The organism is Mycobacterium sp. E740 (genome assembly GCF_001672895.1).
GTDB lineage: Bacteria > Actinomycetota > Actinomycetes > Mycobacteriales > Mycobacteriaceae > Mycobacterium.
This window is the reverse complement of record NZ_LZKP01000092.1, coordinates 14,179-36,311: the sequence shown is the minus strand read 5'-3', so window position 1 is coordinate 36,311 and position 22,133 is coordinate 14,179. Positions and strand designations below refer to the sequence as shown.

General features: G+C 65.8%; 19 protein-coding genes and 2 pseudogenes. 9 read left to right on the top strand and 12 right to left on the bottom strand.

Annotated features, from left to right (window positions below):
• The 3 genes and pseudogenes from A5663_RS08970 to A5663_RS08960 all read right to left on the bottom strand — a co-directional run.
• A pseudogene (locus A5663_RS08970) lies at positions 1–460 on the bottom strand (cytochrome P450); the annotation flags it as partial.
• A 65-nt stretch (positions 461–525) separates the two neighbouring features.
• Positions 526–1,029 (bottom strand): nuclear transport factor 2 family protein, encoded by a 504-nt coding sequence (locus tag A5663_RS08965; RefSeq protein WP_068146959.1) that lies wholly within the window; start codon positions 1,027–1,029, stop codon positions 526–528.
• A 48-nt stretch (positions 1,030–1,077) separates the two neighbouring features.
• Positions 1,078–1,551, bottom strand: coding sequence for an SRPBCC family protein (locus tag A5663_RS08960; RefSeq protein ID WP_068146957.1), 474 nt, complete (start codon positions 1,549–1,551; stop codon positions 1,078–1,080).
• Between the two features lie 263 nt (positions 1,552–1,814).
• Between A5663_RS08960 and A5663_RS08955 the strand changes: the two genes are divergently transcribed.
• Together A5663_RS08955 and A5663_RS08950 are read left to right on the top strand one after the other, a co-directional pair.
• Positions 1,815–2,699: a cyclopropane mycolic acid synthase family methyltransferase gene (locus A5663_RS08955; RefSeq protein ID WP_068146953.1), complete on the top strand. Its 885-nt coding sequence runs from the start codon at positions 1,815–1,817 to the stop codon at positions 2,697–2,699.
• A 21-nt stretch (positions 2,700–2,720) separates the two neighbouring features.
• Positions 2,721–3,251: a hypothetical protein gene (locus A5663_RS08950; protein ID WP_068146950.1), complete on the top strand. Its 531-nt coding sequence runs from the start codon at positions 2,721–2,723 to the stop codon at positions 3,249–3,251.
• On the opposite strand, the gene A5663_RS08945 is transcribed toward A5663_RS08950, so the two are convergent.
• The gene (locus tag A5663_RS08945) at positions 3,248–3,643 is read right to left on the bottom strand and encodes a thiol-disulfide oxidoreductase DCC family protein (protein ID WP_068146974.1); all 396 of its coding nucleotides are present in this window, start codon (positions 3,641–3,643) and stop codon (positions 3,248–3,250) included. The genes A5663_RS08950 and A5663_RS08945 overlap by 4 nt on opposite strands.
• Before the next feature lie 58 nt (positions 3,644–3,701).
• Here A5663_RS08945 and A5663_RS08940 point away from each other — a divergent pair, with 58 nt between their 5' ends.
• Positions 3,702–4,649: a threonine/serine dehydratase gene (locus A5663_RS08940; RefSeq protein WP_068146947.1), complete on the top strand. Its 948-nt coding sequence runs from the start codon at positions 3,702–3,704 to the stop codon at positions 4,647–4,649.
• A gap of 7 nt (positions 4,650–4,656) precedes the next feature.
• On the opposite strand, the gene A5663_RS08935 is transcribed toward A5663_RS08940, so the two are convergent.
• Positions 4,657–6,123 carry a peptide MFS transporter gene (locus tag A5663_RS08935; RefSeq protein ID WP_068146944.1) on the bottom strand — a complete coding sequence of 489 codons (1,467 nt, stop codon included), beginning with the start codon at positions 6,121–6,123 and terminating at the stop codon, positions 4,657–4,659.
• 207 nt (positions 6,124–6,330) lie between these two features.
• Between A5663_RS08935 and A5663_RS08930 the strand changes: the two genes are divergently transcribed.
• Both A5663_RS08930 and A5663_RS08925 read left to right on the top strand, forming a co-directional pair.
• Positions 6,331–7,599 carry a hypothetical protein gene (locus A5663_RS08930; protein WP_082974002.1) on the top strand — a complete coding sequence of 423 codons (1,269 nt, stop codon included), beginning with the start codon at positions 6,331–6,333 and terminating at the stop codon, positions 7,597–7,599.
• A 152-nt stretch (positions 7,600–7,751) separates the two neighbouring features.
• Positions 7,752–8,483 (top strand): L,D-transpeptidase family protein, encoded by a 732-nt coding sequence (locus A5663_RS08925; protein ID WP_068146941.1) that lies wholly within the window; start codon positions 7,752–7,754, stop codon positions 8,481–8,483.
• A gap of 6 nt (positions 8,484–8,489) precedes the next feature.
• On the opposite strand, the gene A5663_RS08920 is transcribed toward A5663_RS08925, so the two are convergent.
• From A5663_RS08920 to A5663_RS08905, 4 genes are read right to left on the bottom strand one after another with little or no spacing between them, the layout of a single operon-like run.
• On the bottom strand, positions 8,490–9,167 hold the full coding sequence (locus A5663_RS08920; RefSeq protein ID WP_068146937.1) for a sterol desaturase family protein: 678 nt from the start codon (positions 9,165–9,167) through the stop codon (positions 8,490–8,492).
• Positions 9,164–9,886 carry a FadR/GntR family transcriptional regulator gene (locus tag A5663_RS08915; protein ID WP_068146934.1) on the bottom strand — a complete coding sequence of 241 codons (723 nt, stop codon included), beginning with the start codon at positions 9,884–9,886 and terminating at the stop codon, positions 9,164–9,166. Before A5663_RS08915 ends, A5663_RS08920 begins: the two co-directional genes overlap by 4 nt.
• Positions 9,887–9,938: 52 nt before the next feature.
• Positions 9,939–10,313 carry a nuclear transport factor 2 family protein gene (locus tag A5663_RS08910; RefSeq protein WP_068146932.1) on the bottom strand — a complete coding sequence of 125 codons (375 nt, stop codon included), beginning with the start codon at positions 10,311–10,313 and terminating at the stop codon, positions 9,939–9,941.
• 6 nt (positions 10,314–10,319) lie between these two features.
• Positions 10,320–10,739: a lipoprotein LpqH gene (locus A5663_RS08905; protein ID WP_068146929.1), complete on the bottom strand. Its 420-nt coding sequence runs from the start codon at positions 10,737–10,739 to the stop codon at positions 10,320–10,322.
• 120 nt (positions 10,740–10,859) lie between these two features.
• On the opposite strand from A5663_RS08905, the gene A5663_RS08900 reads away from it, so the two are divergent.
• Positions 10,860–11,150, top strand: coding sequence for a hypothetical protein (locus A5663_RS08900; protein WP_068146927.1), 291 nt, complete (start codon positions 10,860–10,862; stop codon positions 11,148–11,150).
• 174 nt (positions 11,151–11,324) lie between these two features.
• Positions 11,325–14,894: an Ig-like domain-containing protein gene (locus A5663_RS08895; RefSeq protein WP_082974001.1), complete on the top strand. Its 3,570-nt coding sequence runs from the start codon at positions 11,325–11,327 to the stop codon at positions 14,892–14,894.
• A gap of 43 nt (positions 14,895–14,937) precedes the next feature.
• Here A5663_RS08895 and A5663_RS22535 read toward each other — a convergent pair.
• Both A5663_RS22535 and A5663_RS08885 read right to left on the bottom strand, forming a co-directional pair.
• Positions 14,938–15,290 (bottom strand): annotated as a pseudogene (locus tag A5663_RS22535) (cytochrome P450); the annotation flags it as partial.
• 94 nt (positions 15,291–15,384) lie between these two features.
• Positions 15,385–16,581, bottom strand: coding sequence for a serine hydrolase (locus A5663_RS08885; RefSeq protein ID WP_068146968.1), 1,197 nt, complete (start codon positions 16,579–16,581; stop codon positions 15,385–15,387).
• A gap of 143 nt (positions 16,582–16,724) precedes the next feature.
• Between A5663_RS08885 and A5663_RS08880 the strand changes: the two genes are divergently transcribed.
• Positions 16,725–20,051 (top strand): LuxR family transcriptional regulator, encoded by a 3,327-nt coding sequence (locus A5663_RS08880; protein WP_082974003.1) that lies wholly within the window; start codon positions 16,725–16,727, stop codon positions 20,049–20,051.
• Here the strand turns inward: A5663_RS08880 and A5663_RS08875 are convergent.
• A complete protein-coding gene (locus A5663_RS08875) occupies positions 20,048–21,295 on the bottom strand; it encodes a cytochrome P450 (RefSeq protein ID WP_068146919.1) in 1,248 nt (415 codons plus the stop codon). The two genes, A5663_RS08880 and A5663_RS08875, sit on opposite strands and share 4 nt — an antisense overlap.
• 248 nt (positions 21,296–21,543) lie before the next feature.
• Between A5663_RS08875 and A5663_RS08870 the strand changes: the two genes are divergently transcribed.
• The gene (locus A5663_RS08870) at positions 21,544–22,119 is read left to right on the top strand and encodes a hypothetical protein (protein ID WP_156744396.1); all 576 of its coding nucleotides are present in this window, start codon (positions 21,544–21,546) and stop codon (positions 22,117–22,119) included.
• Positions 22,120–22,133: the final 14 nt, after the last annotated feature.

The window sequence follows — 22,133 nt, the reverse complement described above, 5'->3', positions numbered from 1 at the left end:
GTTCGGCGATCATCGTCTCGACCAGGCGGCGGGCCCGGTCCCGCACCGACTCCTCGGTGCGCGCGACGACGCGCGGGGTGAACGCCCGGCTGACGATGTTGCGCAGCCGCAGGTGTCGGGGATCGTCCATCACGATCATCGAGCCGAAGTACTCCGACACCTCCGAGTTGGCGTCGTTGATCGTGATGCTCGGGCTCGAGCTGAAGATGTGCGGATGACGACTCGCATACCAGACGTCGTCGAACCTGGTGATCGCCCAGTGCCCGGGCCCCTCCTCGACGCCGGGCGTCTCCAGCGGCAGATGGAACGACACCGGCGCTTCACGTCGCAGCGTCGTGAATGCGCCGTCCCGGTACTCGTCGGGCTGCACCCAGAACTTCCACGAGCCCAGGTCGATGTCGGACAACGGGACCTCGGGCGGCGGGGCTCCGTTCACCCGAACCAGTGCAGCCTCTTGCATGCTCGGCGTCGCGGTATCCACCCTCCCGAGCGTAGGCCGGTGTCCGGCCGCAGAAGCGGAAATCGTTAGGACAATTGCCAGTTCATGTTCTCGGCGAACACCCGCGCGTCGTCGGAGATGGTGCCCAGTTCATGGCAGCGTTGGATGTAGCCCTGCACCATCACCAGAAAGTTCATCGGGTTGTAGGCGTCTTCTTCGTAGCTCCACTTGCCGTCACCGGCGTACTTGAGCACCGTGATGACCGGTGTCCCGTGCACGCTGCCGTCGCCGGGGTCCTTCATCGTGTTGACGTTGCGGTTGACGACCCAGCCCTCGTCGACGTCGATCGACAACCACTCGACGGGGTAGAACGGCATCTCACTACCGGGGAAGATGTTCATCGTCGAGACGATCCAGTCGCGGATCGCCGCACGGCCGGACAGGTTGCCGAGCGCGTGCTCGACATAGGTGGCGTCTTCGGTGAACTGATCGGCATAGCTCGCCCAGTTCCACGTCTGCCCGATGTCGGCCACCACGTCCTGATAGGTCTGAAAGGCGTCGGTCAGTTCCTTGCGTGACCATCGACTCATCGCAGGCTCCTCCAATTCACCAAGTCAATAGGGCAGCGGCACAATGCATTACGGCGATGTGCCGGCCGAGGACGACTCGACCACCGCCTTGATTCGCTCGAGCGTCTTGCGCATGTCGCGGATGTTGCGCCGGCGCCGCAGCTGACCGCCGAACACCGAGAACAGCTTCATCAACACCGAATCGTTCAACCGGAACGACTCGGTGACGTCGGTACCTCCCTGGGCCGGGTCGAGCCGGTAATGCCAGTTGTTCACCGGCTTGTCGCCGATCAGCACCGCGAAGCCGAACTCCCGGCCGGGATCGCAGGCGGTCACCTCGCACGTCGTCCAGTACACCGGCCCGATCTCGTTGCGTTTGACGTGTCCCCGGAACCGGGCGCCCAACGCCGGGCCGGTCGCACCGCCGAGCCACTCGGCCTCCATCACCTCGGGTGAGAACTTGCCGGTGTTGCGCACATCGGCGATCAGCTCCCAGATCCGCTCAGCCGGCGCCGCCATCGAAACCGTCACCGCTCCGTCCACCGATACCTCACCCTCTCGAGCGTTTCAGTAATCCGCCGTTCTGACCGGCACGCCGGTCCGTGTCCTCATGCTTACTACCACTGCGCACGCCGCGACAGGTGATTCGCGAGAGGCGCCAGAAACCCGTCCGACGGTCGGCAGCAGCGCTTTGACCAGGGCATTGCGTTTGTAGCCAGGCGCTGTGCGTAAACTGCCCTCCACGGGGGAGGCTCTCGAAACGTGCGGAGCTTCGAACCTGACCACTTCGACGCCAGAGGCTGACCGTGCCAGAAAAATCCGACACCGCCAAGGATCTCACTCCGCATTTCGAGGACGTCCAGTCGCACTACGACCTGTCCGACGACTTCTACCGGCTCTTTCTTGACCCCACCCAGACCTACAGCTGCGCCTATTTCGAGCGTGACGACATGACGCTCGAGGAAGCACAGATCGCCAAGATCGACCTGTCGCTCGGCAAGCTCGGACTGCAGCCCGGGATGACGCTGCTCGACGTCGGCTGCGGCTGGGGCGCGACGATCAAGCGCGCGGTGGAGCGCTACGACGTGAACGTCGTGGGGCTGACGCTGAGCAAGAACCAGCAGGCTCACGTCCAGAAGGTGCTCGACGGCATCGACAGCCCGCGTGCCAAGCGCGTGCTGCTGCAGGGCTGGGAACAGTTTCACGAGCCGGTCGACCGCATCGTCTCGATCGGCGCCTTCGAGCACTTCGGCCGCGACCGCTACGACGAATTCTTCAAGATGGCTTACGAGTCGCTGCCCGCCGACGGGGTGATGATGCTGCACACCATCGTCAAGCCCGACGACGACGAGTTCGCCGCCCGGGGTCTGCCCCTGACGATGACCAAGCTGCGCTTCTTCAAATTCATCATGGACGAGATCTTCCCCGGTGGAGACCTCCCGCAGCCGGTGACGGTCAAGAAGCATGCGACCAAGGCCGGATTCGAGGTCAAGCTGGTGCAGCCACTGCGGCTGCACTACGCACGCACCCTCGACACGTGGTCGGCGGCTCTGGAAGCCCACCGGGACGAAGCGATCCGGATTCAGTCGCAAGAGGTCTACGACCGGTACATGAGGTATCTGACCGGATGCGCCGACCTGTTCCGCGACGGCTACACCGACATCTGCCAATTCACGTTGGCGAAGGGCTAGCCGGCCCGCAACTGTTCGGCGATGGCTGGCTGGTTGCGCTCCCGGGCGGCGCGGCGCCTGCTGTGGGCCGCGCTGGTGATGTGCCTGGTGCTCGGTGTGGCCGTGGCGCTGATCGCCGGCACTGAGTCGCAGGACGGCAACGCCGGCACGCTCGGTGACGACCAGGCGACGTCACAGGTCGTCACGGCGGCCCGACAAGTGGTGGCCGCCGCGCACTTGCAACAGCCGGCAGGCGGATATGCGTTCATGTCGTGCGACTCTGAGGACGGGCCGCCCTACCAGGTGGTCATGTACATGAGTTTCGTTGTGCCGCAGCATCAGCCAGCACAGTATCTCGACACGGTGACAGCAGCGCTGGTCGCCGACGGCTGGTCGAAGGGTGCGGCGCAGGCCGAGCATTTCGGCGTCAAGCTCACCAAACCCGGGCTGACGGCGGTGCTCAACAGAGCGCCGCGCCAGCCCCGGTCCGCAACGTTACGGCTCTACGGTGAATGCCGCGTCGGCGGCGACCACGGCGACGACAACCCGGTGTGGACCGAAGTCGCGTTCTAAGCCCCCGCTACGGATCCACAGCCGACGGGACGGGACTCACAGTACGGAGTGGTACCGGGGAAGCGGTAGCGGTGCCCGGCGACATACCGATAGACAGCGTCTTCGAGGGCGCGGACGCCGGGGATGCGATACACCAGCAGCGGCAACCGGTTGCCGAGCGCTGTCGCGACTGCCGCGTTCATCGCCTCCGCACCCTCGTACACGGCGCCGGAGTCATCTAGCCAGCGCGCCGCGTCCAGAATCTGCGACTGCGGGATTCCCAGCCGCTGCGCAACGCCGTCGCCCTGTAATGCTGCTATCCGGAGGTTTCCGGTCCGGTTCAGCTTGACCACGAAATACACCGCGCGGGTACACATTCCGCAGTTACCATCGAAGTACAGGGTTCCGCTCATGTTCCCAGCCATGTTGCCATTGTCCACCCGGTGACCGGTCGAGAGCAGACTGTTCTTTGTGAACCTGGTGACACTCGACGACATCGAAGCCGCGGCAGCGCGCATCCGCGCCTTCGTGCTGCGCACACCGCTGCTGCCCGCGCCGTGGGCGGACGGGCAGCGGCCACTGTGGATCAAGCCGGAGAGTCTGCAGTCGACCGGGGCGTTCAAGGTGCGCGGCGCGTTCAACGCGATCGGCAGGCTCGACGAGTCCGTGCGCACCAGGGGAGTGGTGGCCTACTCGAGCGGAAACCACGCCCAAGCCGTCGCATACGCGGCGGCGGTGTACGCGGTGCCGGCCCACATCGTGATGCCGGAGGAAACGCCGAGCGTCAAGGTGACCGCCACCCGCAACCACGGAGCGCGAGTGGTGTTGTGCGGCACCGGACAACGTGAGCGCGTCGCCGCCGAGGTGGTCGCGGACACCGGTGCAGTGCTGATACCGCCGTTCGACCACCCCGACATCATCGCCGGCCAGGGCACGGTCGGACTCGAGATCGCCGAGGATCTGCCGACCGTCGACACCGTGCTCGTGCCGGTCAGCGGCGGCGGTCTCGCCTCGGGTGTCGGGACGGCGGTCAAGGCGTTGTGCCCCAACGCAAGAGTGATAGGCGTGGAGCCCGAACTCGCGGCCGACACCGCAGCGGGGCTCAGAGCCGGCCATCGGGTGGACTGGCCGATCGAGGAGCGCAACCGCACCATCGCCGACGGGCTGCGCTCCCAGCCTTCGGAGTTGACCTTCTCCCACCTTCAGCGGGTGGTCGACGAGATGGTCACCGTCACCGAAGACGAGATTCGTTCGGCAGTAAGGGAACTCGTCTACCGCGCCCGGCTGGTGAGTGAACCCAGCGGGGCGGTGGCGCTCGCTGCGTACCGCAAGATGTCCGGCCTGGCGGACCGGACCGCGGTCGTCTTGTCCGGCGGCAACATCGAGCCCGCCGCGCTCCAGGAGATTCTGGCCGGATGAGGGCGTGTCAGTGCACACCCTCCATGTGGCGGCTGATCCACGGCGCCATGGCGAACACGACCACCCCGGCGGCCACAGCGACCGCGCCGATGATGCCGAAGTAGGCGAACTCGCGCGCTGGGTCGTAGTAACCGGCCAGCACACCCGACATCGACGTGCCCAGGCCCACCGAGAAGAAGTACAGGGCCATCATCTGGGCTCGAAACGCTTCGGGGGCAAGCTTTGTCGTGGCCGAGAGCCCGATCGGTGACAACAGCAGCTCACTGATCGCGAACACCGCCATGACACCGGCGACGAACAGCGCCGGCACCGCCCTGCCGGTGGTTCCGGCCATCGTCAGAAACAGCAGGAACGCGAGCCCCATCCCGATCACGCCGTAGGCGAACTTGCGCGGCGTGGTGGGGGCCCGGTCGCCGAGCCGGGTCCACAAGAGCGCGAAAAGCGGTGAGAGCGCGATGATCCAGATGGGTTCGATGGACCCGATCCAGCTCGACGGCGCCGTCCAACCGAATACAGACCAGTTCATCCGCTCGTCGGAGTAGACGGCGAGCACGGTGAAGATCTGCTGGAACAACGACCAGAACACCGCGTTCGCGACGAACAGCGGAATGAATGCGCGCACCCGGGTCCGTTCGACGGGGGCCACCTTGGAGCTGGTCAACAGCACCGTGAAGTAGGCGGCCGACGCCACGAGGAGCACACCCGTCGTGACCTGCGACAGATTCGACAACTTCACCGCACCGGTCGCGAACGCGACGACCACGACCACGACGGCCGCCAGCGCCACGGCGGCCATCCGTACCCATCCGCGCCGAGGCATCGGGTTGGGTACCCGGCGGCCGTGCTCACCGAGGTTTCGCCGGAACACGACATACTGCGCCAGCCCGATAGCCATGCCGACGGCCGCCGCCCCGAACCCGTAGTGGAATCCGAGGCGCGTCTGGAGCAGCCCGGTCAGCAGCGGGCCGGTGAACGCGCCGAGGTTGATGCCGAGATAGAACAGCGTGAAGCCACCGTCACAACGGGGATCGCCTTTCTCGTAGAGCGTTCCCAGCAAGGACGACGCATTGGCTTTCAGTGCGCCCGAGCCGAGCGCGACCAGTACAAGGCCTGCGCCCACCCCGGCCAGCCCCGGCAGGACCGCGAGGGCGACGTGGCCGAACATCACCACCACGCCGCCGTAGAACACGGTGCGCTCCATCCCCAGCACGCGGTCGGCGATCCATCCGCCGAGCACCGTCGACAGGTACACCAGGCCGCCGTAGGCGCCGACGATGCCGGTGGCCGTGCTCTGCGGCAGTCCCAGACCGCCGTCGGTCACCGAGTAGTAGAGGTAGTAGCTCAGGATCGTGAGCATCCCGTAGAAGGAGAACCGCTCCCACAACTCGACTCCGAACAGATTGGCCAGCCCGATCGGATGCCCGAATACGGTGCGCCCACTGGGCGCGCCCGCCGCCTGTTCGACTGTCGCCATGGAACGTCACCCTGCCACGAGACCGCCGCCCGTGTCCGATAACGGCAAAGAACAACGGCCCTTGCTTGCAGGAGATTCAAGTGGCACAGCATATTTCGGCTCGGAGGCCGATCGGCGCGCACAGAGCCAAGCTCCAGACCCCGGGCAGTCGGCAACGCGGGCTGCTGTTACCGTCGCCCGGGTGAATCGACGTCCGAAAGGATGTGAGTGGACGCCGTACTGGGCTTATCGGTGACACGTGCTGCCGTCGGCCTCGTCCTCGTCGAAGGGCGGGACGGCGACGGGGCGACCGTGGACCGCAACGCGATCGAATTCTGTAGGACGCCGTGGTCGTCGCCGCGGCAGGCCTCCGACGAGGCCGCAGCTGCGGTGCTGCGCGCCGAGGCGATCGCGGCCGACCTTGGGCTGCGGTTGCATAGCGTGGGCGTGACCTGGGGCGCCGATGCCGACCTGGAAGCCTCTCTGCTGCTCAAGTCATTGAATGAGTGCGGGTTCGACAACGTGGCTCCGGTCGAGCTGTCTGACGCGTCGGAGGCGCTGGCATGGGGGGTCGCCGATGTGATGGGTGACGACGTCACCGCCGTCTGCGTGCTGGACTCCGACAGGGCGATCGCTCTCGTGGTGAATGCGCGAGAAGGCGCGGTGCAGAGCGCGACCAACGATTCGATCGACAGCGTCGAGTCGTTGATCGGCTGGTTGAGCGCAGTGTTCGCCAAGGCTGACTGGCCGCCGCAGGCGTTGGTCATGGTCGGATCGGACGGGGACCTGGACGCCGTGATGCCCAGCCTGGAAGCCAGGCTGCCGGTGCCGGTGCTCGCGCCGTCAGAGGCCCAAGTCGCGCTGGCCCGCGGCGCCGCACTGGCTTCGGCGCAGCACCCCGAGATGTTGTCCGAAACCGCCGCTGCGGCCCAGGGCGGCGGCCCGAAGCACCGTCGCCACCGTCCGCAGGGTCGCCCGTTGGCGATGCTGGCCATCGGCACCGCCACATTCGTGGCGTCGGCATCGGCGGCGATCAGCATGCAGTTGGCCCCGGCGAAGGACACCGCACCGCCCCAGCCGGCACCGGCTGCGGTGTCGTCACCCGATGTGGCGGTGGGGGCCCGCCCGGCCGCTCCGCCGATAGCCGCAGTGCCCGCCCCACCGCCAGCCCAGGTGCCTCTGCCCGCCGAGCCGCCCGCCCAGCCGCCTGCCGCTCCCGTCGAAGTCGCCGCGCTTCCCGAGTCCCCCGCTGAGACAGCAGCGGCTCCCGAAGCGCCCGTGGTGGCGGTTCCGGAAGCGCCGGTGCTTCCACCGGCGTCGATGGCGCCCGGTCTGGTGCCTGCCGTCCCGACGCCGGTGCCCGAGCACCGAGGCTTCCTGCAGCGGATCAGGGATCGACTGTCGAATATCGGCGACAACGGCCCTGCACCCGCGCCTTCCCCTGCCGAACCGGGGGTCGCTCCCGCAGCGGTGCCGCCGGCCCCGGCCGTCCCGTGACCTGCGAGTGAAACATTCTGAGCAGGGCGTTCGATAAGCCACTGAAGGTCACTTCGGTCCGTGCAACAAGATGCTCGTGCGGGCCCGAACTGCAGTTGGCGGGTCAACCGCGCGAGACGAACTAGGATGCAAGTGTGCTGAAGCTTCGAAAAATGCTCGCGGTGGCGGGCCTCGCGGTGCTCACCGTGGCGGCTTCCGCCGCGACCAGCGCGGCGGGCGTGACGACGCCGACCGATGTCGCCAGCATCCAACCGGCTGGACAGACGGTCGGGGTGGCGCATCCGATCACGGTCAACTTCAACCGGCCGATCGACGACCGGGGCGCGGCGGAGCGCACCTTCCAGGTCTCCTCGCCGGCCATGCCCGCCGGCACACCCCCCGGCAGCTTCACCTGGGTCAACGACCGTGTGCTGCAGTGGAACCCGGGTGAGTTCTGGCCCGCGCATTCGACCATCAGCGTGACGGCGGGCAACGCCAAGGCCAGCTTCAAGACCGGCGCCGTGGTGTTGGGCGTCGCCGACATCGAGGCCCACACATTCACCGTCAGCATCGACGGGGTGGTCGAGCGCGAAATGCCCGCCTCGATGGGCAAGCCCAAGCACCCCACGCCGACCGGCTCGTTCACTGTGCTCGAGAAGCAGAATCCGGTCATTATGGACTCTCGGACCATTGGTATCCCGCTGGACGACCCGGAAGGCTACAAGCTGACGGTTTACGACGCGGTCCGGATCAACTGGGGCGGGGTGTACGTCCACAGCGCCCCGTGGTCGACGGGTTCGCAAGGCTACGAGAACGTGAGCCACGGCTGCATCAACCTCAGCCCGGACAACGCCGACTGGTACTACAACACCGTGAGCATCGGCGATCCGGTCATCGTCCAGTAGTAGCGCTCACGCCGGTTGAGTTTCGGCGTGCAGGTTCTTGGCGGTCGGTGAGTTCTCCACGTCGGCCGGGTCCGGGTAAGTGCCGAGCACCCGGTCGGCGGTGCCCGAACTGGTCACCGTGAACCAGTAGTGCTCGTTCTTGAAGTGGTGGTGCCGGTGATTGCGCCAGATCGCCCGGTACAAGACGGTTTTCGGCTTGTAGTCGCTGTGGATCAGGTAATGCGTCCACTCGTAGGCCAAGCCGAAGACTCCGAGACACACCACAAACGTGAGCCCGATACCCAACCGGGGGAATGCCAGCAGACCGACGGCGACCGTCAGCGGTAACACCCAGGTGGCCAACGACTTCCACGGGATGAAGATCAGCGGGATGCTGCGTGGATCGCCGTGGTGCGCGCGATGCTCACGGGCAAGCAGCGGGTCGATGGTCAACCGGCCCAGTCGCCTCGGCCGCCAGTGCAGCACGCAGACGTGAATGACCCACTCGAAGAATGGAAACAACGCGAGCATCACCACCGGGACCAGGGCATCGGTGACCTGCCAGTCGCCGACGGCGACGCGGGCCACGACCGCCGCGACGAGCGTGGCGCCGATCATCCACGGGGAGGGGTGTTTCCAGAACTCGCGCTGCGCCTGCACGAGCGTGAATCCCTTTCGCGGACTGCGCTTCACCGTTGTCGTCATCGCTCGTTCTCCAGATCGTCGAGGGCGCCGAGCAGTGCTGTGGTCGCCGGTTCGAGCAGGTTCTGCGCCGCGGTCCGGGCTTGCGCAGGATCACCCGCGGTGATCGCGTCGGCAAGCTCTCGATATGCCTGCGGCCTGCCGACCTCGTCGGCCATCACGGCGGCCAGGGCGGGCAGTGCCGGTTCGTAGGTGGCCCGCAGCGTGTTGTACATCAAGCGGAACGCGATGGAGTCCGCGCCGTCGACGATGTGGTCCCAGAACGCGAGTGCGTGCCGTTGCTTTTCGACCGGCTCATCTTCGGCGGCCAGTGCGGTCACCGCTTGGTCGAGCGAATCAGCCACTGCCGCCCCGCCACGCCGTGCAGCGAGTTCGGCGACCTTGGGCCCGTTGTGGAGCCGGGTCTCGAGGATGCTGCGCACCACGGAGAGGTCGAGTTCGCCGGCCCGGATGAGCAGGCGCGGCAATAGATCCAGCCCGGCATGGCGCCGAAAGTCGCGAACCGTGGTGGCGTCGCCCTGGCGCACCTCGACAAGTCCTGCGGCGCTGAGCCTCTTGAGCGCCTCGCGGATGGCGGGCCGGGACACGCCCAGCACTTCTGCCAGCCTGCGCTCACTGGGTAGCGACGTGCCGGGCTCCATCTCGCCGCTGAGCACCTCGGCCACGATCTGCTCGAACACGTCTTCCGGCACGGAGCGCCGATTCACCGGTTGTAGGGCCATGCCGCCCAGGATGCCCGACCACAGGCCAGAGGTCAAGTGGTCTGACCAGTTGCTAGCCGGCCGCCAATCGCGCTTTCATCTTCCCGGCCAGCGTCAGCATCGCCGACAGCGGGCGCACCATCACCGTGAACTCTTTGATCGCACCGTGCTCGTCGAGCGTGAGGAAGTCGCAGCCCTCGATCTCCTTGTCTTCGACCTTCGCCTGGAACACCAGCGCATGGTCGCGGTCGTCGGGCGCTCCGATCTCTCGCACGTACCGGAAGTCCTCGAACACCTCCATGACGGCCGCGAGGATCTGCCGAAGCGCATCTCGACCTTGATAGGGCGTGAAGACCACCGGGCTGCGGAAGACGACGTCTTCGCGGCACAGGCCGATGACCGCGTCGAGGTCGGCCGCTTCGACCGCACGCCGGAATTCGTGTGCCACGGCTGCCTAGCAGTCGGCTTCGATGCGGAAGTCGGCCGTGACCGCGTTGCTCGGGTTGGCGGTGAACGAGCCGTCGGCCGATCCGGTGATCGTGAACGTGCCGCCGTTGCTCTTCACCTGCGCCTCACCGATGTTGCCTTTCCAGAAATTGCCGGTGAAACCGCCGAAGTCGTGGAACGTCACCGACTGGACGACGACCTTGTCGCCGGTTCCGATGCTGGCCCTGAAACCCTTGGCATCGTTGGGCGTCTCGATGGTCCACGTCCAGCCGGTCTGGGTGCAGCGCACCGGGTGTGGGCCACCTGTGCCCTGGCCGTTGATGGTCACCTTGGCAGTCGTTCCGCCGAGCGCAGGCTCCTGCGAGGAGCAGCCCACGGCGCCGACGACCAGCATGACGGCAGCCGCCGCAACGAGTCGGTTGTCCATGTCGCCAGACTCTATTGGTGTTCGCCGCCGTGCACGTGCGGTTCCGCCGGAAGGCGGTATTGCGCCGAGGTCTATCTGAGGAGCAGGGTTGAAGGTGTCACCCCCGCGAAGGATGTCTTTATGGGAACCGACGGGCCCGGCTCGACATCGATTCCGCGGTGGCTGCGCTCTGTGTTGGTCTCCGACCGCGCCGGTTCCGCGTGGTACGTCGGCACCGGGTTCTTCTTCGCGCCCGTATTGGCCGTGTTGTCCCCGTGGCCGTCGGCCACCACCATGCTGTGGGCGCTAATCGGATTCTTCGGTCTGTGCCTCGGGCTGCTCGGCATCGCCATGGCCGCGGGCCTGGCCATGGTCCTGCGGTCGAATGCCGAAGTCCCAGAGGAGTTCTGGCGCTCGATAATCGACTACTAACAAGCTTTGCGAGGATCGCTTGCGACTGCTGTCCGACCAAGCGTCCAACGCCGTTCCCGGAGAAACTCTGTGGGGTGAGTGAGTCCTCAGCGGCCTGATTCATCATGTTGCTCGCGGTGTGTCCGGCGCCTTCGCGGCGCGGCCTGTTGAGCCGTCTCGAATGCAACAATCTGCTTGCATGTCGCCTGGTGGTGCGAGATCTACATGCTGAAGCAAGGGAAATCCCTGATTCCTTTCAGGCACCTCTCAGGTGATACTCAAGCAGTTAGCTGTGAAGTGGAGCGCGGAGATTCGGGGAGTTCTGCCATGGGTTACGGACGGTATGTCGGTCGGGTAGGGGCGTTGGCCGTGGCGTTGGGTGTGGGGGCGGCCGTCGTCTGCGGCCAGAACGTGGGCCTGGCCCGCGCCGATGATTCCCCGTCAGCCGACGCAGCGTCGGATTCGGCGCCACCCGCTTCATCGACAGAAAACACTGATGATGATCTGCACTCGGTTACGCCGTCGGACACACCGGCGAGCAGGCCGGCTGACTCCCCGCCGGCGTCGACGCCGACCCAGCGGGTCCCGGAAATGGTGGTCGGCAGTTCCGGCGGCGCTCTCACCTCGCACCGGGCTGGCGCCCAAAACACGTCGCGCGGCAGCAAGAAGCAATCTGAGCCATCGGACGCCGACACGGTGCCCACGGCGACTGAACACCGTAACGACAAGACGGCGCCGTCAGGAAAAACCGAGGCCGCGCCCACGGTCACAGAACCTTCGGCGTTGACTATCCCCGAGGGCACGCCCCCAAGCAGCCGACATTCGAACAAAAAGACCAAGTCTGCGCCGGTTGTACCGCAGGCGGCCGTGGCGAAGAAGGCGGAGCCCAGCGAGCCGCCCAAGAGGGCCTCCGAAGCGACCACCACGCTTGTGTCGCTGAGAAGCGAGCCGACCGAGACTGCGGTGGACACGCCGTGGTCGGATCGCGGTCAGGTCGCCAGGAATACGTCGCCACTGTCCTCAAGTTCGGAGCCGGAGGTGTCGTTTGCCAGTGCGCCGCGACCGGTGATCGTTGATTCGACTTTTGTCGCAGTCGGCAGCCTCCTCGCCACGGCGTTAGCACCCTTCGCGTTGCCGGGTGCTCCCGGCGTGCCGACTGACTCGCCGGCGTTGTTGGCCGCATTGGCATGGGCGCGTCGCCAGACCCAACATGGCCTCAGCGAGGAAACCGCTGAGGTGAAACTACTGGAAACCACGTTGCCAACACAGACAGTGAGCGAGCCGCTCGCCTCGCTGACGGCCGCTAAAGGAAGCGCAGCCGCGGCCACGAAAGTCAAGCCGCCGAAGAACATCAAACCGGTCGCCGGTGCTGATAGCTACACCACCGCGGGTAAGGCGCTGACAGTGGCCGGCCCGGGAGTGTTGGCCAACGACAGCGACGCCGACCTCGACCCACTGACAGCGGCGCTGGCGGGCAAAGTGAAGAACGGCACCGTCACACTCAACCCCGACGGCTCATTCACCTACACCCCCAAAGCCTCCTTCATCGGCACTGACACCTTCAGGTACGTAGTCAGCGACGGAACCGCCACCGCAAGAGGCAAGGTGACGGTCACCGTCACCCCTAACCATCCACCTGTCGCAAACAGCGACGCTTACAGCATCGAGGAAGACAACACACCGTTGACTGTGGACGCCGGAGGGGTGCTGGCCAACGACACCGACGCCGACGACGACACCAAGAAGGCTGTCCTGGTCAGCGGACCCGCCAACGCGGCGAGCTTCCACCTCAACGACAACGGCACCTTCACCTACACCCCGAACGCCGACTTCAACGGCCCGGATTCATTTACCTACAAAGTCAACGACGGCGCGGTCGACAGCAACACCGCCACCGTGATGATCACCGTCACACCGGAGGCGCCGTTGGTCAGCACGGTCAGTGTGGGCGATCAACCGTTCTTCGTGGCGGTCAGCCCGGACGGTAAGCGGGCCTACGTCACCAACGCAGGCGACTCGACGGGGAACGGCACCGTCTCAGTGATCGACACGTCGACCAACACCGAGTTGACGACGATCGGCGTCGGAGGCATCCCGTATGGGGTGGCGGTCAGTCCAGACGGCACCCGGGCATATGTCACCAACCTGGGCGACGGCACCAGCGCCGGCAAGGTCTCGGTGATCGACACTTCGACCAACACTGAGTTGACAACGATCGACGTCGGCGTCGCCCCGGGCGCAGTAGCCTTCACTCCGGATGGCACTCGCGCCTATGTCACCAACGCCGGCAGCGGCACTGTTTCCGTGATCAACACCGCCGACAACACCGTATTGACCACTATCCCCGACCTTGGTGCCGCCCCAGGCTCCGTAGTGGTGCATCCTGACGGCACTCGTGCGTACGTCACACTCGACAACAACACGGTGGCGGTGATCGACACCTCCACCAATAGCGTGGTCACCAGCATTCCCGGCGTGGGTGACGGCCCGGTCGGTCTGGCAATCAGTCCCGGCGGGGACCGTGTCTACACGGTGAACACCACCTCCAACAGCGTGTCGGTGATCGACACGGCCACGAACACAGTGCTCACCACGATCACGGACGGCATCGCCGTGCCCGTCGGGGTGGCGGTCAGCGACGACGGGACACGGCTGTACGTCACCAACGGGATCGGTGCGGTATCGGCTTTCGACACTGCCACCAACGCCCGGATCACCACGCTCCGAGTTGGATCGGTGACCCCATCCGGCGGATTCGGGTTGGCTCTCAGTCCCAACGACAAGCGCCTCTACGTGGCTAACGCCAATGCCGACACCATCACCGTCGTCAACACCACCCGCATCCCCGCGGAATCGCCGACCCCAGTGGGCGACTACCCGGAGTCAGTGACCATCAGCCCTGACGGCTCGCGGGCCTACGTCGCCAACGAGGGCAGTGACAGTGTGTCGGTGATCGACACCACGACGCGCGCGGTGGTCGCGACAATTCCGGTCGGTGAAGGTCCGCGAAGCGTGGCAGTCACCCCGGACGGCTCTCGGGCGTACGTGACCAACTTCTTCGACCACACCGTGACGGTGATCGACACGACAGACAACAGCGTTGTCACCACGATTCCATTGACCGGTGAGTTTCCGATCGGAGTAGCGGTGAGCCCCGACGGGAGCTATGCATACGTCGGCGTCGCCTCCTCGGGACCATCGGTCAAAAGTGCCGTGGAAGTCATCGACACGGGAAGCAACACGTCGACCGGCGTAATCCCGTTTACGGTCGATTCGACAAGTGGTCACTCGATCGCCTTCAGCCCGGACGGAACCCGGGCATACGTCACCACCGACGTCGGTGGGTTCATCGGACCTCCCGGCCCCCGCCAACTGGCGATTATTGACACAACCACTGAGACCGCTATTGCCTCGATCCCCAATGGAGGCGACGAGGGAGTAGCGGTGACACCGGACGGCACTCGCGTCTACGCTGTGAGTTCTCAAGTCGGTCTGGTGAAGGTTTTCGATACCACAACAAACGAGTTGCTGACACAGATCAGCGTCGACAGCGCCCACGACGTCGCTATCAGTTCCGACGGCACGCGCGCCTATGTCACCAGCGGCAACACCGGAACCGTGGCAGTGATCGACACTGCGACCAACACCGTATTGACCACCATCGCAGTTGGGAATTCGCCGGACGGCGTAGCCGTCAGCCCCGACGGAACGCGCATCTACGTCACCAACACCCTCGATGACACCGTCTTGGTGGTCGCCGTTTGAGCCGACCGAATCGTCGGCGGTCTCAGCGCCCAGACCAGTCGTTCTACCCCGCACCGGCGTAGTCGACGCGCCAGTGCTTGATGCCATTGAGCCAGCTCACCCGGAGCCGCTCGGGCTTTTCCAATGGGCGTAGATTCGGCATCTCGTCGGCGATCGCGTTGAAGATCAGATCGATTGTCATCCTCGCCAGGTTCGTACGATGCAGTAGTGCGCGCCAGTGCCGCCAAAACCCACCTGCGGGTTGGGATCTCGCAGGATGTTGAACGTGTACGGGTCGTCGAAGACGTCCTCGTCGAAATTGGCCGAGCGGCAGAACATCACGACCCGGTCGCCCTTCTTGATCTTCACACCGGAGAGCTCGGTGTCCAACGCGGTGCGCAGAAAAGACGTCCGCGGTCGTTCCGCCGAGCGCGGTGCCGAAGGTCATCAGTGTGGACAGGAACGTCAGCAGTCGGCCGTCCGAGGAGTATTGGCGATCGCTAGTCGATTACTAGCCGAGTGCTTGGTAGATCAGCCTCGTGTATTTCTGCGTCCGCTCGGTACCGGCCGGGGTCACTTGGCCCATTTTGTTCATCACGTACGCGAAGGTCATGCGGCGGTCGGTGTCCATGACTGCCATCGAGCCACCCCAACCGCCCCAGTAGCAGATCCTTCCGTCGGGGATGTCAGGTACCGCCTCGGGGCAGGGCAGCGCGTAGCCGATGCCCCATCGCGACGGCATGAACAGCACCAGATCGATGCCGTTGGCCTGCTCCGCGAAAATCAGGTCGATGGTTTCGGGTCTCAACAACTGGGTGCCGTTTACGATGCCGCCCAACGAAACCGGCGACAGCGCGCGGACGAGTGACCGAGCGTTCCCGTGGCCGTTGGCAGACCCGATGTCCGCGTGCCGCCACCCGGTCGTCATCGCCGTCAGCGCCCCGTCCGAAGTGGGCGGTGTGACAGCGAACGTCTTGCGCATCGGATGGTCCTCAGGCACCGCATCGAGCGGCACGTCGAGCGGGGGAGCAGGGATCAGCTCGGCGATGCGGGCGGTGTCTTGATCCCGTGCACCGATCTGGAAGTCGGCCCCGAGCGGCTCGGCGATCTCTTCGCGCACAAACTGTTTCAGCGACTTGCCGGCGACCCGGCGAACGACCTCACCGATGAGGTGTCCGGTCGTCATCACGTGATAGCCCGAGGCGGTTCCTGGCGGCCACCACGGAGCCTGGGCGGCGAGTTGCGCGGTCGACTTCTCCCAGTCGTAGATGTCTTCGAGCGTGAACGGCATCTCCCACCCGGATACCCCCGACGTGTGACTCAGGATGTGCCGCACTTCGATGTCCTGCTTTCCGTTGGCGGCGAACTCCGGCCAGTACGTCGCGACGGAAGCGAATGGATCGATCAGTCCACGGTCGACCAGTATCAACGCGGCCAGAGCGGTCACGTTCTTGGTGCTCGAGAAGACGTTGACGATCGTGTCCTTCGACCACGGGCGCGACTTGGCCTCGTCCGCATATCCGCCCCAGACATCGACGACGAGTTCGCCGCCGATGTCGATGGCGATGGCGGCGCCGAGTTCACCGCCGCTGCTGACCTCTTCGGCCAGTGCGGCGACGACGTCCTCGAATCTGCTGTCGTAGTGCCCGTGCAGGACGCCGGTGGTGAAGTGGGCGTCGATCGCGGGATGGCTGTCGGCGATGCTCATCATCGGAACCTCCTCGAGTCGGATGAACCAACTCTGGGATTCGTCGCGGCGGAGAGCATTCGCCAAAGCACCTAAAAGCAGCGATGCGCTGTCGCAGGATTATCTAGGCCATTTGGCGGATGTTCGCCGGCGGTGGCGGCCGCATGCTGGTCAGCATGCCCGAGACCGGCCGACGTGCGGATACGCCGCCGTTGAACGGGAGCGACCTTGGCGTGAGTGTGCTGCCGACAGGAACGGTGACGCTGCTGCTCGCGGACGTCGAAGGCTCGACGCGGCTGTGGCAGACGCGGCCGGACGACATGAGCGCGGCCATCGCACGGCTCGACCGAACCCTCGCTGACATAGTTCCCGCACACAATGGGGTGCGCCCGGTCGAGCAAGGCGAAGGGGACAGCTTCGTGATCGCCTTCGCTCGCGCCAGTGACGCCGCCGCGTGCGCCCTGCAGTTGCAACTGGCGCCGCTGTCGCCGATCAGCCTGCGGATCGGAATCCACACCGGTGAGGTGCAACTCCGCGACGAGGCAAACTACATCGGACCCACCATCAATCGCGCTGCACGGCTACGCGACCTGGCGCACGGCGGCCAAACGGTGCTGTCGGCGACGACGCACGACCTGCTCATCGATGCGCTGCCTCCTGGCACATGGATAGTCGACCTGGGCTCACACTCGTTGCGGGACTTCCCGCGGCCCGAGCGCGTGGTGCAGCTGAGTCATGCGGACCTGCGCAGCGATTTCCCGCCGCTACGTGCGCCCAACAGCACTGCGACACAGCACTTTCCGGCACCGCTGACCAGCTTCGTCGGACGAGGCGCAGAGATCGAATCGGTGCGGCGCGCCGTTTCGGATAACCGGTTGGTGACACTGACGGGGGCAGGCGGTGTCGGTAAGACGCGCCTGGCAATGCAGGTCGCCGCCCGGATGCACAGCTCGTTCGGCGACGGCGTTTGGTACGTCGATCTTGCACCCATCACCGAACCTGACGTCGTTCCGGTGGCGGTGACGCGGGCGCTTGGCCTGCCCGACCAAGCGGGGCGGTCCACGATGGACACGCTCACGCGGGTGATCGCCGGCCGACACATGCTGATGGTGCTGGACAACTGCGAGCACCTGATCGACGCGTGCGCTGCGCTGGCCGTCGACCTCCTGGCAGCGTGTCCAGCGGTGATCCTGCTGGCAACCAGTCGTGAACCGTTTCGAGTCGAGGGGGAGATCGCCTGGCAGGTGCCGTCCCTTTCGTTGACCGACGAGGCGATCGCGTTGTTCACCGACCGCGCCCGGCACGTTCGGCCGGATTTCACCGTCACCCACGACAACTCAGCGACAGTCACCGAGATCTGCCGGCGTCTGGACGGCATACCACTGGCGATCGAGCTCGCGGCCGCTCGGGTTCGGGCGCTGTCGCTGCCGCAGATTCTCGACAGCCTGCACGACCGGTTCCGACTCCTGACGGGCGGTGCGCGAAAAGCCGTGCGCCGCCAACAGACGCTGCGGGCGTCGGTGGACTGGTCGCATGCCTTGCTCACCGACTCGGAGCGGACCCTGTTCCGGCGGGCGTCGGTGTTCATGGGCGGGTTCGACCTCGACGCCGCCCAGTCCGTCTGCGGCGACACCGACGTCGAGCGCTATCAGACCCTCGATCAACTCACACTGCTCATCGACAAGTCGCTCATCATTGCGGACGACAGCCCGTTCGGCACGCGTTACCGGATGCTGGAAACTGTTCGTCAGTATGCGTCGGAGAAGCTCGGCGAATCGGGCGAGGCCGGCGTTGTACGGACCCGCCACCGCGACCATTACACCGCGATGACCGCGGTATTGAACGCCCCCGGCCGTTCCGACTATCTGCGGCAGATCGAACAAGCCGAACTCGAGATGGACAACCTGCGGGCCGCGTTCGCGTGGAGTTGCGAAAACGCCGACACCGCAATCGCACTCAAGCTCGCATCTGCGCTGCAGCCGTTGTGGCTCACCCGCGGCCGTGTGCAGGAGGGTGCGGCGTGGTTCGACGCCGCACTACCGGATGTCGGGGCGGTGAACGTCGACGTGTCGCCCGCAGTTCGCGCCGCAGCATTGGCCGACAGAGCCTCGCTCGAGGCCGTGCAAAACAGCCTCAAGGTCGACGAGGCGCTCGAAGCCCTTGCGATCGCCCGCGAACTGGACGACTCGGTATTGGTGCTGCGGGCGCTCACGGCTTGCGCGGGCATCCACGCCTTCGATGTCACAGCCGCAGACGCGTACTTCGCCGAGGCGCTCGATCTCGCCCGCGCGCTCGACGACAAGTGGCGACTGAGCCAGGTGCTCGCATGGCGGGCGTACGCCTGCATCACCGGCGGCGGTGACCCGATCGCGGCCGGCAAGGCGGCAGAAGAGGGCCGTGAGGTCGCCGACTCGATCGGTGACGGTTACAGCTCACGGATGTGCCGATGGTCGATCGCAATGACGCAGTGCATGCGGGGCGACCTCGGGGGAGCCGTCGCCGGGTTCCGCGATGTGGTGGCGGAAGCTGAGAATGCGCACGACACGGTTTGGCAGGGGGGCGGCCTTGTCAGTCTGGGCCACATGCTTGCCCGCCTCGGCGATTCGGAGGCGGCTGTGACCGCGGGGCTGGCGGCAGTGGAGGCGGCGGCAGACTTCGGAGGGTTCAATCAGGGCTTTGGATATGCCTCGTTGGCGGTCGCCCGACTATCCGCGGGTGATGTCGACGGAGCCGCGCAAGCTGCCGAAGAGGCGTGGGAATTGATGAGCGTCCAACCCGAGTTGACCGCAGTCAACGTCATCCCCCTCGCGCAGGTTGCGCTCGCGCGCGGCGATCTGGAGACCGCGAGACGTTGGGCCGACGCTGCGATCGAGGTGGCCCGCGGAATGCATCGGATGATGGCGCTGGCGACTCGTGCAGGAATTGCGATCGCCCAGCACGACATGGTCCAGGCCGAGCGCGATGCTTATGAATCGTTGACCATGGCGGTCGACCTCAACGGATTGATCGTCGTGCCCGAACTGCTCGAGTGCCTGTCAGTGCTCGCAGCAGCCAAGGGAGATCCGACGGCAGCGACGCGCTTGCTCGGCGCCGCGGATTCCGCACGCGGGTCGACAGGGTATGTGCGCTTGAAGATCTACGAAGATGCTTACGAAGTCGGACTCATCGCCATGCGTGACGCCCTGGGCGACAAGGAGTTCGAGCAAGCCTGGTCGCAAGGCGCAGCGCTTTCCACCCGAGAGGCGATCGCCTACGCGCAACGCCGTCGCGGTGCACGCAAGCGTGCCGACATCGGTTGGGAATCACTGACTCCAGCCGAACTCAACGTTGTACGGCTTGCCGGTGAAGGCCTGTCCAACAAGGACATCGCCGAGCGTCTCTTCGTTTCACCACGAACGGTGCAGGCACACCTCAGCCACGTCTTCTCGAAGCTGGGAGTCACCTCGCGAGTGCAGCTCGCGCAGATGGCGATGCGACAAGCGCCGCTTTAGGCCGAGGTGCCGGCTCCGGCGTAGTCGACTCGCCAGTGCTTTATGCCGTTGAGCCAGCCAGACCGGAGCCGCTCGGGCTTCTCCAATGGACGTAGGTTCGGCATCTCGTCGGCGATCGCGTTGAAGATCAGATCGATCGTCATCCGCGCCAGGTTTGCGCCGATGCAGTAGTGCGCACCCGTACCGCCGAATCCCACGTGCGGGTTGGGATCTCGCAGGATGTTGAACGTGTACGGGTCGTCGAACACGTCCTCATCGAAGTTGGCCGAACGGTAGAACATCACCACCCGGTCGCCCTTCTTGATCTTCACGCCGGACAGCTCGGTGTCTTCGAGCGCGGTGCGCTGAAACGACGTCACCGGCGTGGCCCAGCGCACGATCTCATCGGCGGCCGTCGGCGGACGCTGCTTCTTGAACAGCTCCCACTGGTCGGGGAATTCGGTGAACGCCATCATGCCCTGGGTGATGGAGTTGCGGGTCGTCTCGTTCCCGGCCACGGCCAACAGGATGACGAAGAATCCGAACTCGTCGTCGGTGAGCTTGTGTCCTTCGACGTCAGCCTGCACCAACTTGGTGACCAGGTCGTCGCCGGGATTCTTGCCCCGCTCGGCCGCCATCTGCATGCCGTACATGATCAGCTCGACAGAAGCGGCGGTCGGGTCGTTGCGCGAGTACTCCGGATCCTGGTCGCCGACCATCTGGTTCGACCAGTCGAACAGCTTCTTGCGGTCCTCCTGCGGCACACCCATCAGCCCGGCGATCGCCTGCAGCGGCAACTCGCACGCGACCTCTTCGACGAAATCTCCGGAACCTTCCGCGGCGGCGACCTTGACGATGTTGGCCGCCCGCGCGCGAAGTTCCTCGCGCAGCGACTCGACGGCACGCGGGGTGAACGCGCGCGAGACGATCTTGCGCAGGTGCGTGTGATGCGGGGCATCCTGGTTGAGCAGGACGACCTTGCCTCCCTCCAGCGACGCCGGATCGGCCTCGTCGCGGTACCGCGGCAACGCCGTCTTCTGGTTGCTGGAGAACACGTCGCTGCGCCGCGATATCTCCTTGACGTCCTTGTGCTTGGTCACCACCCAGAAGCCGTCGTCGCCGAAGGCGAGGTTGCCCTTGGTCTGCTCGTTCCACCAGATCGGCGCGACCTTGCGCATCTCCGCGAGTTCCTCGACCGGAAGCCGTTCGGCGTAGATGTCGGGATCGGTGAAATCGAAGCCGGGCGGAAGGTTCGGAATCGGCATGGTTGCATCCCTTGCATGACGTGGTCTAGTGCCCCTCCCGCATACCTACACCACAGCTGAGGGCGGTGCGGCGGGTTGAGGAAACTCCACGCAAATGCCGAAGTGGAACGTGTTCTCCACGACGCGGTTTTTGACGGCTTCGTCACAACGAGCGCAGGCGTAACAAATCTGCGACACTGTTCGATGCCAGAATGACGCCGTCGCAGTACCAGTGCGGTTGCGGGACGGCGACCCGGAGAGGAGGCCGCGTGGGGATCGTCATCGACCCGAGGAAAGTGTCGTTGCTCAGCGCGGGTATCGCCGCGGCGCTGTTCGCCGCTCCGCAGGCGGTTGCCGAGCCTCCCGTGCCGGTTCCACCGCCGCCACCGCCGGCCGCCCCGAGCGCCCCAGTTGCCGTCGTGGCGGCTTCGGCACCGGCGCCCGCCCCGGGAGCCGATGCGCCGGCGCCCGCCGGAGCGCCGACACCACCACCGCCGCCGCAGGGCGTGTCCCACCTCGCGAGCCCGGACTCGCTGCCGCCGGGCACCACGATGGACCCCAGCGTGCGGGCGAACGACCGCCCCAACGTCAACTATCTGAAGGATCTGTGGCACGCCGTGCAGAACCAGGAGATCAGCGGTAAAGAAGCGTTGATCATGGGCCTCTCGCAGCGCCGCCTGAACGCGCCGTACCCGCAGCAGGCGCCGGGGCCGAACGTGCCGATGTCGCCGGGCAATCCCCCCGCGGGGCCGCCGCCACCAGCGCCGCCTGTGCCTGCGCCTGCGCCGCCCGCGCCTGCGCATCCCGCCGCAGGACCGCCGCCGGCGCCTGCACCGGCACGGTAACCCTCTGCTGTCGG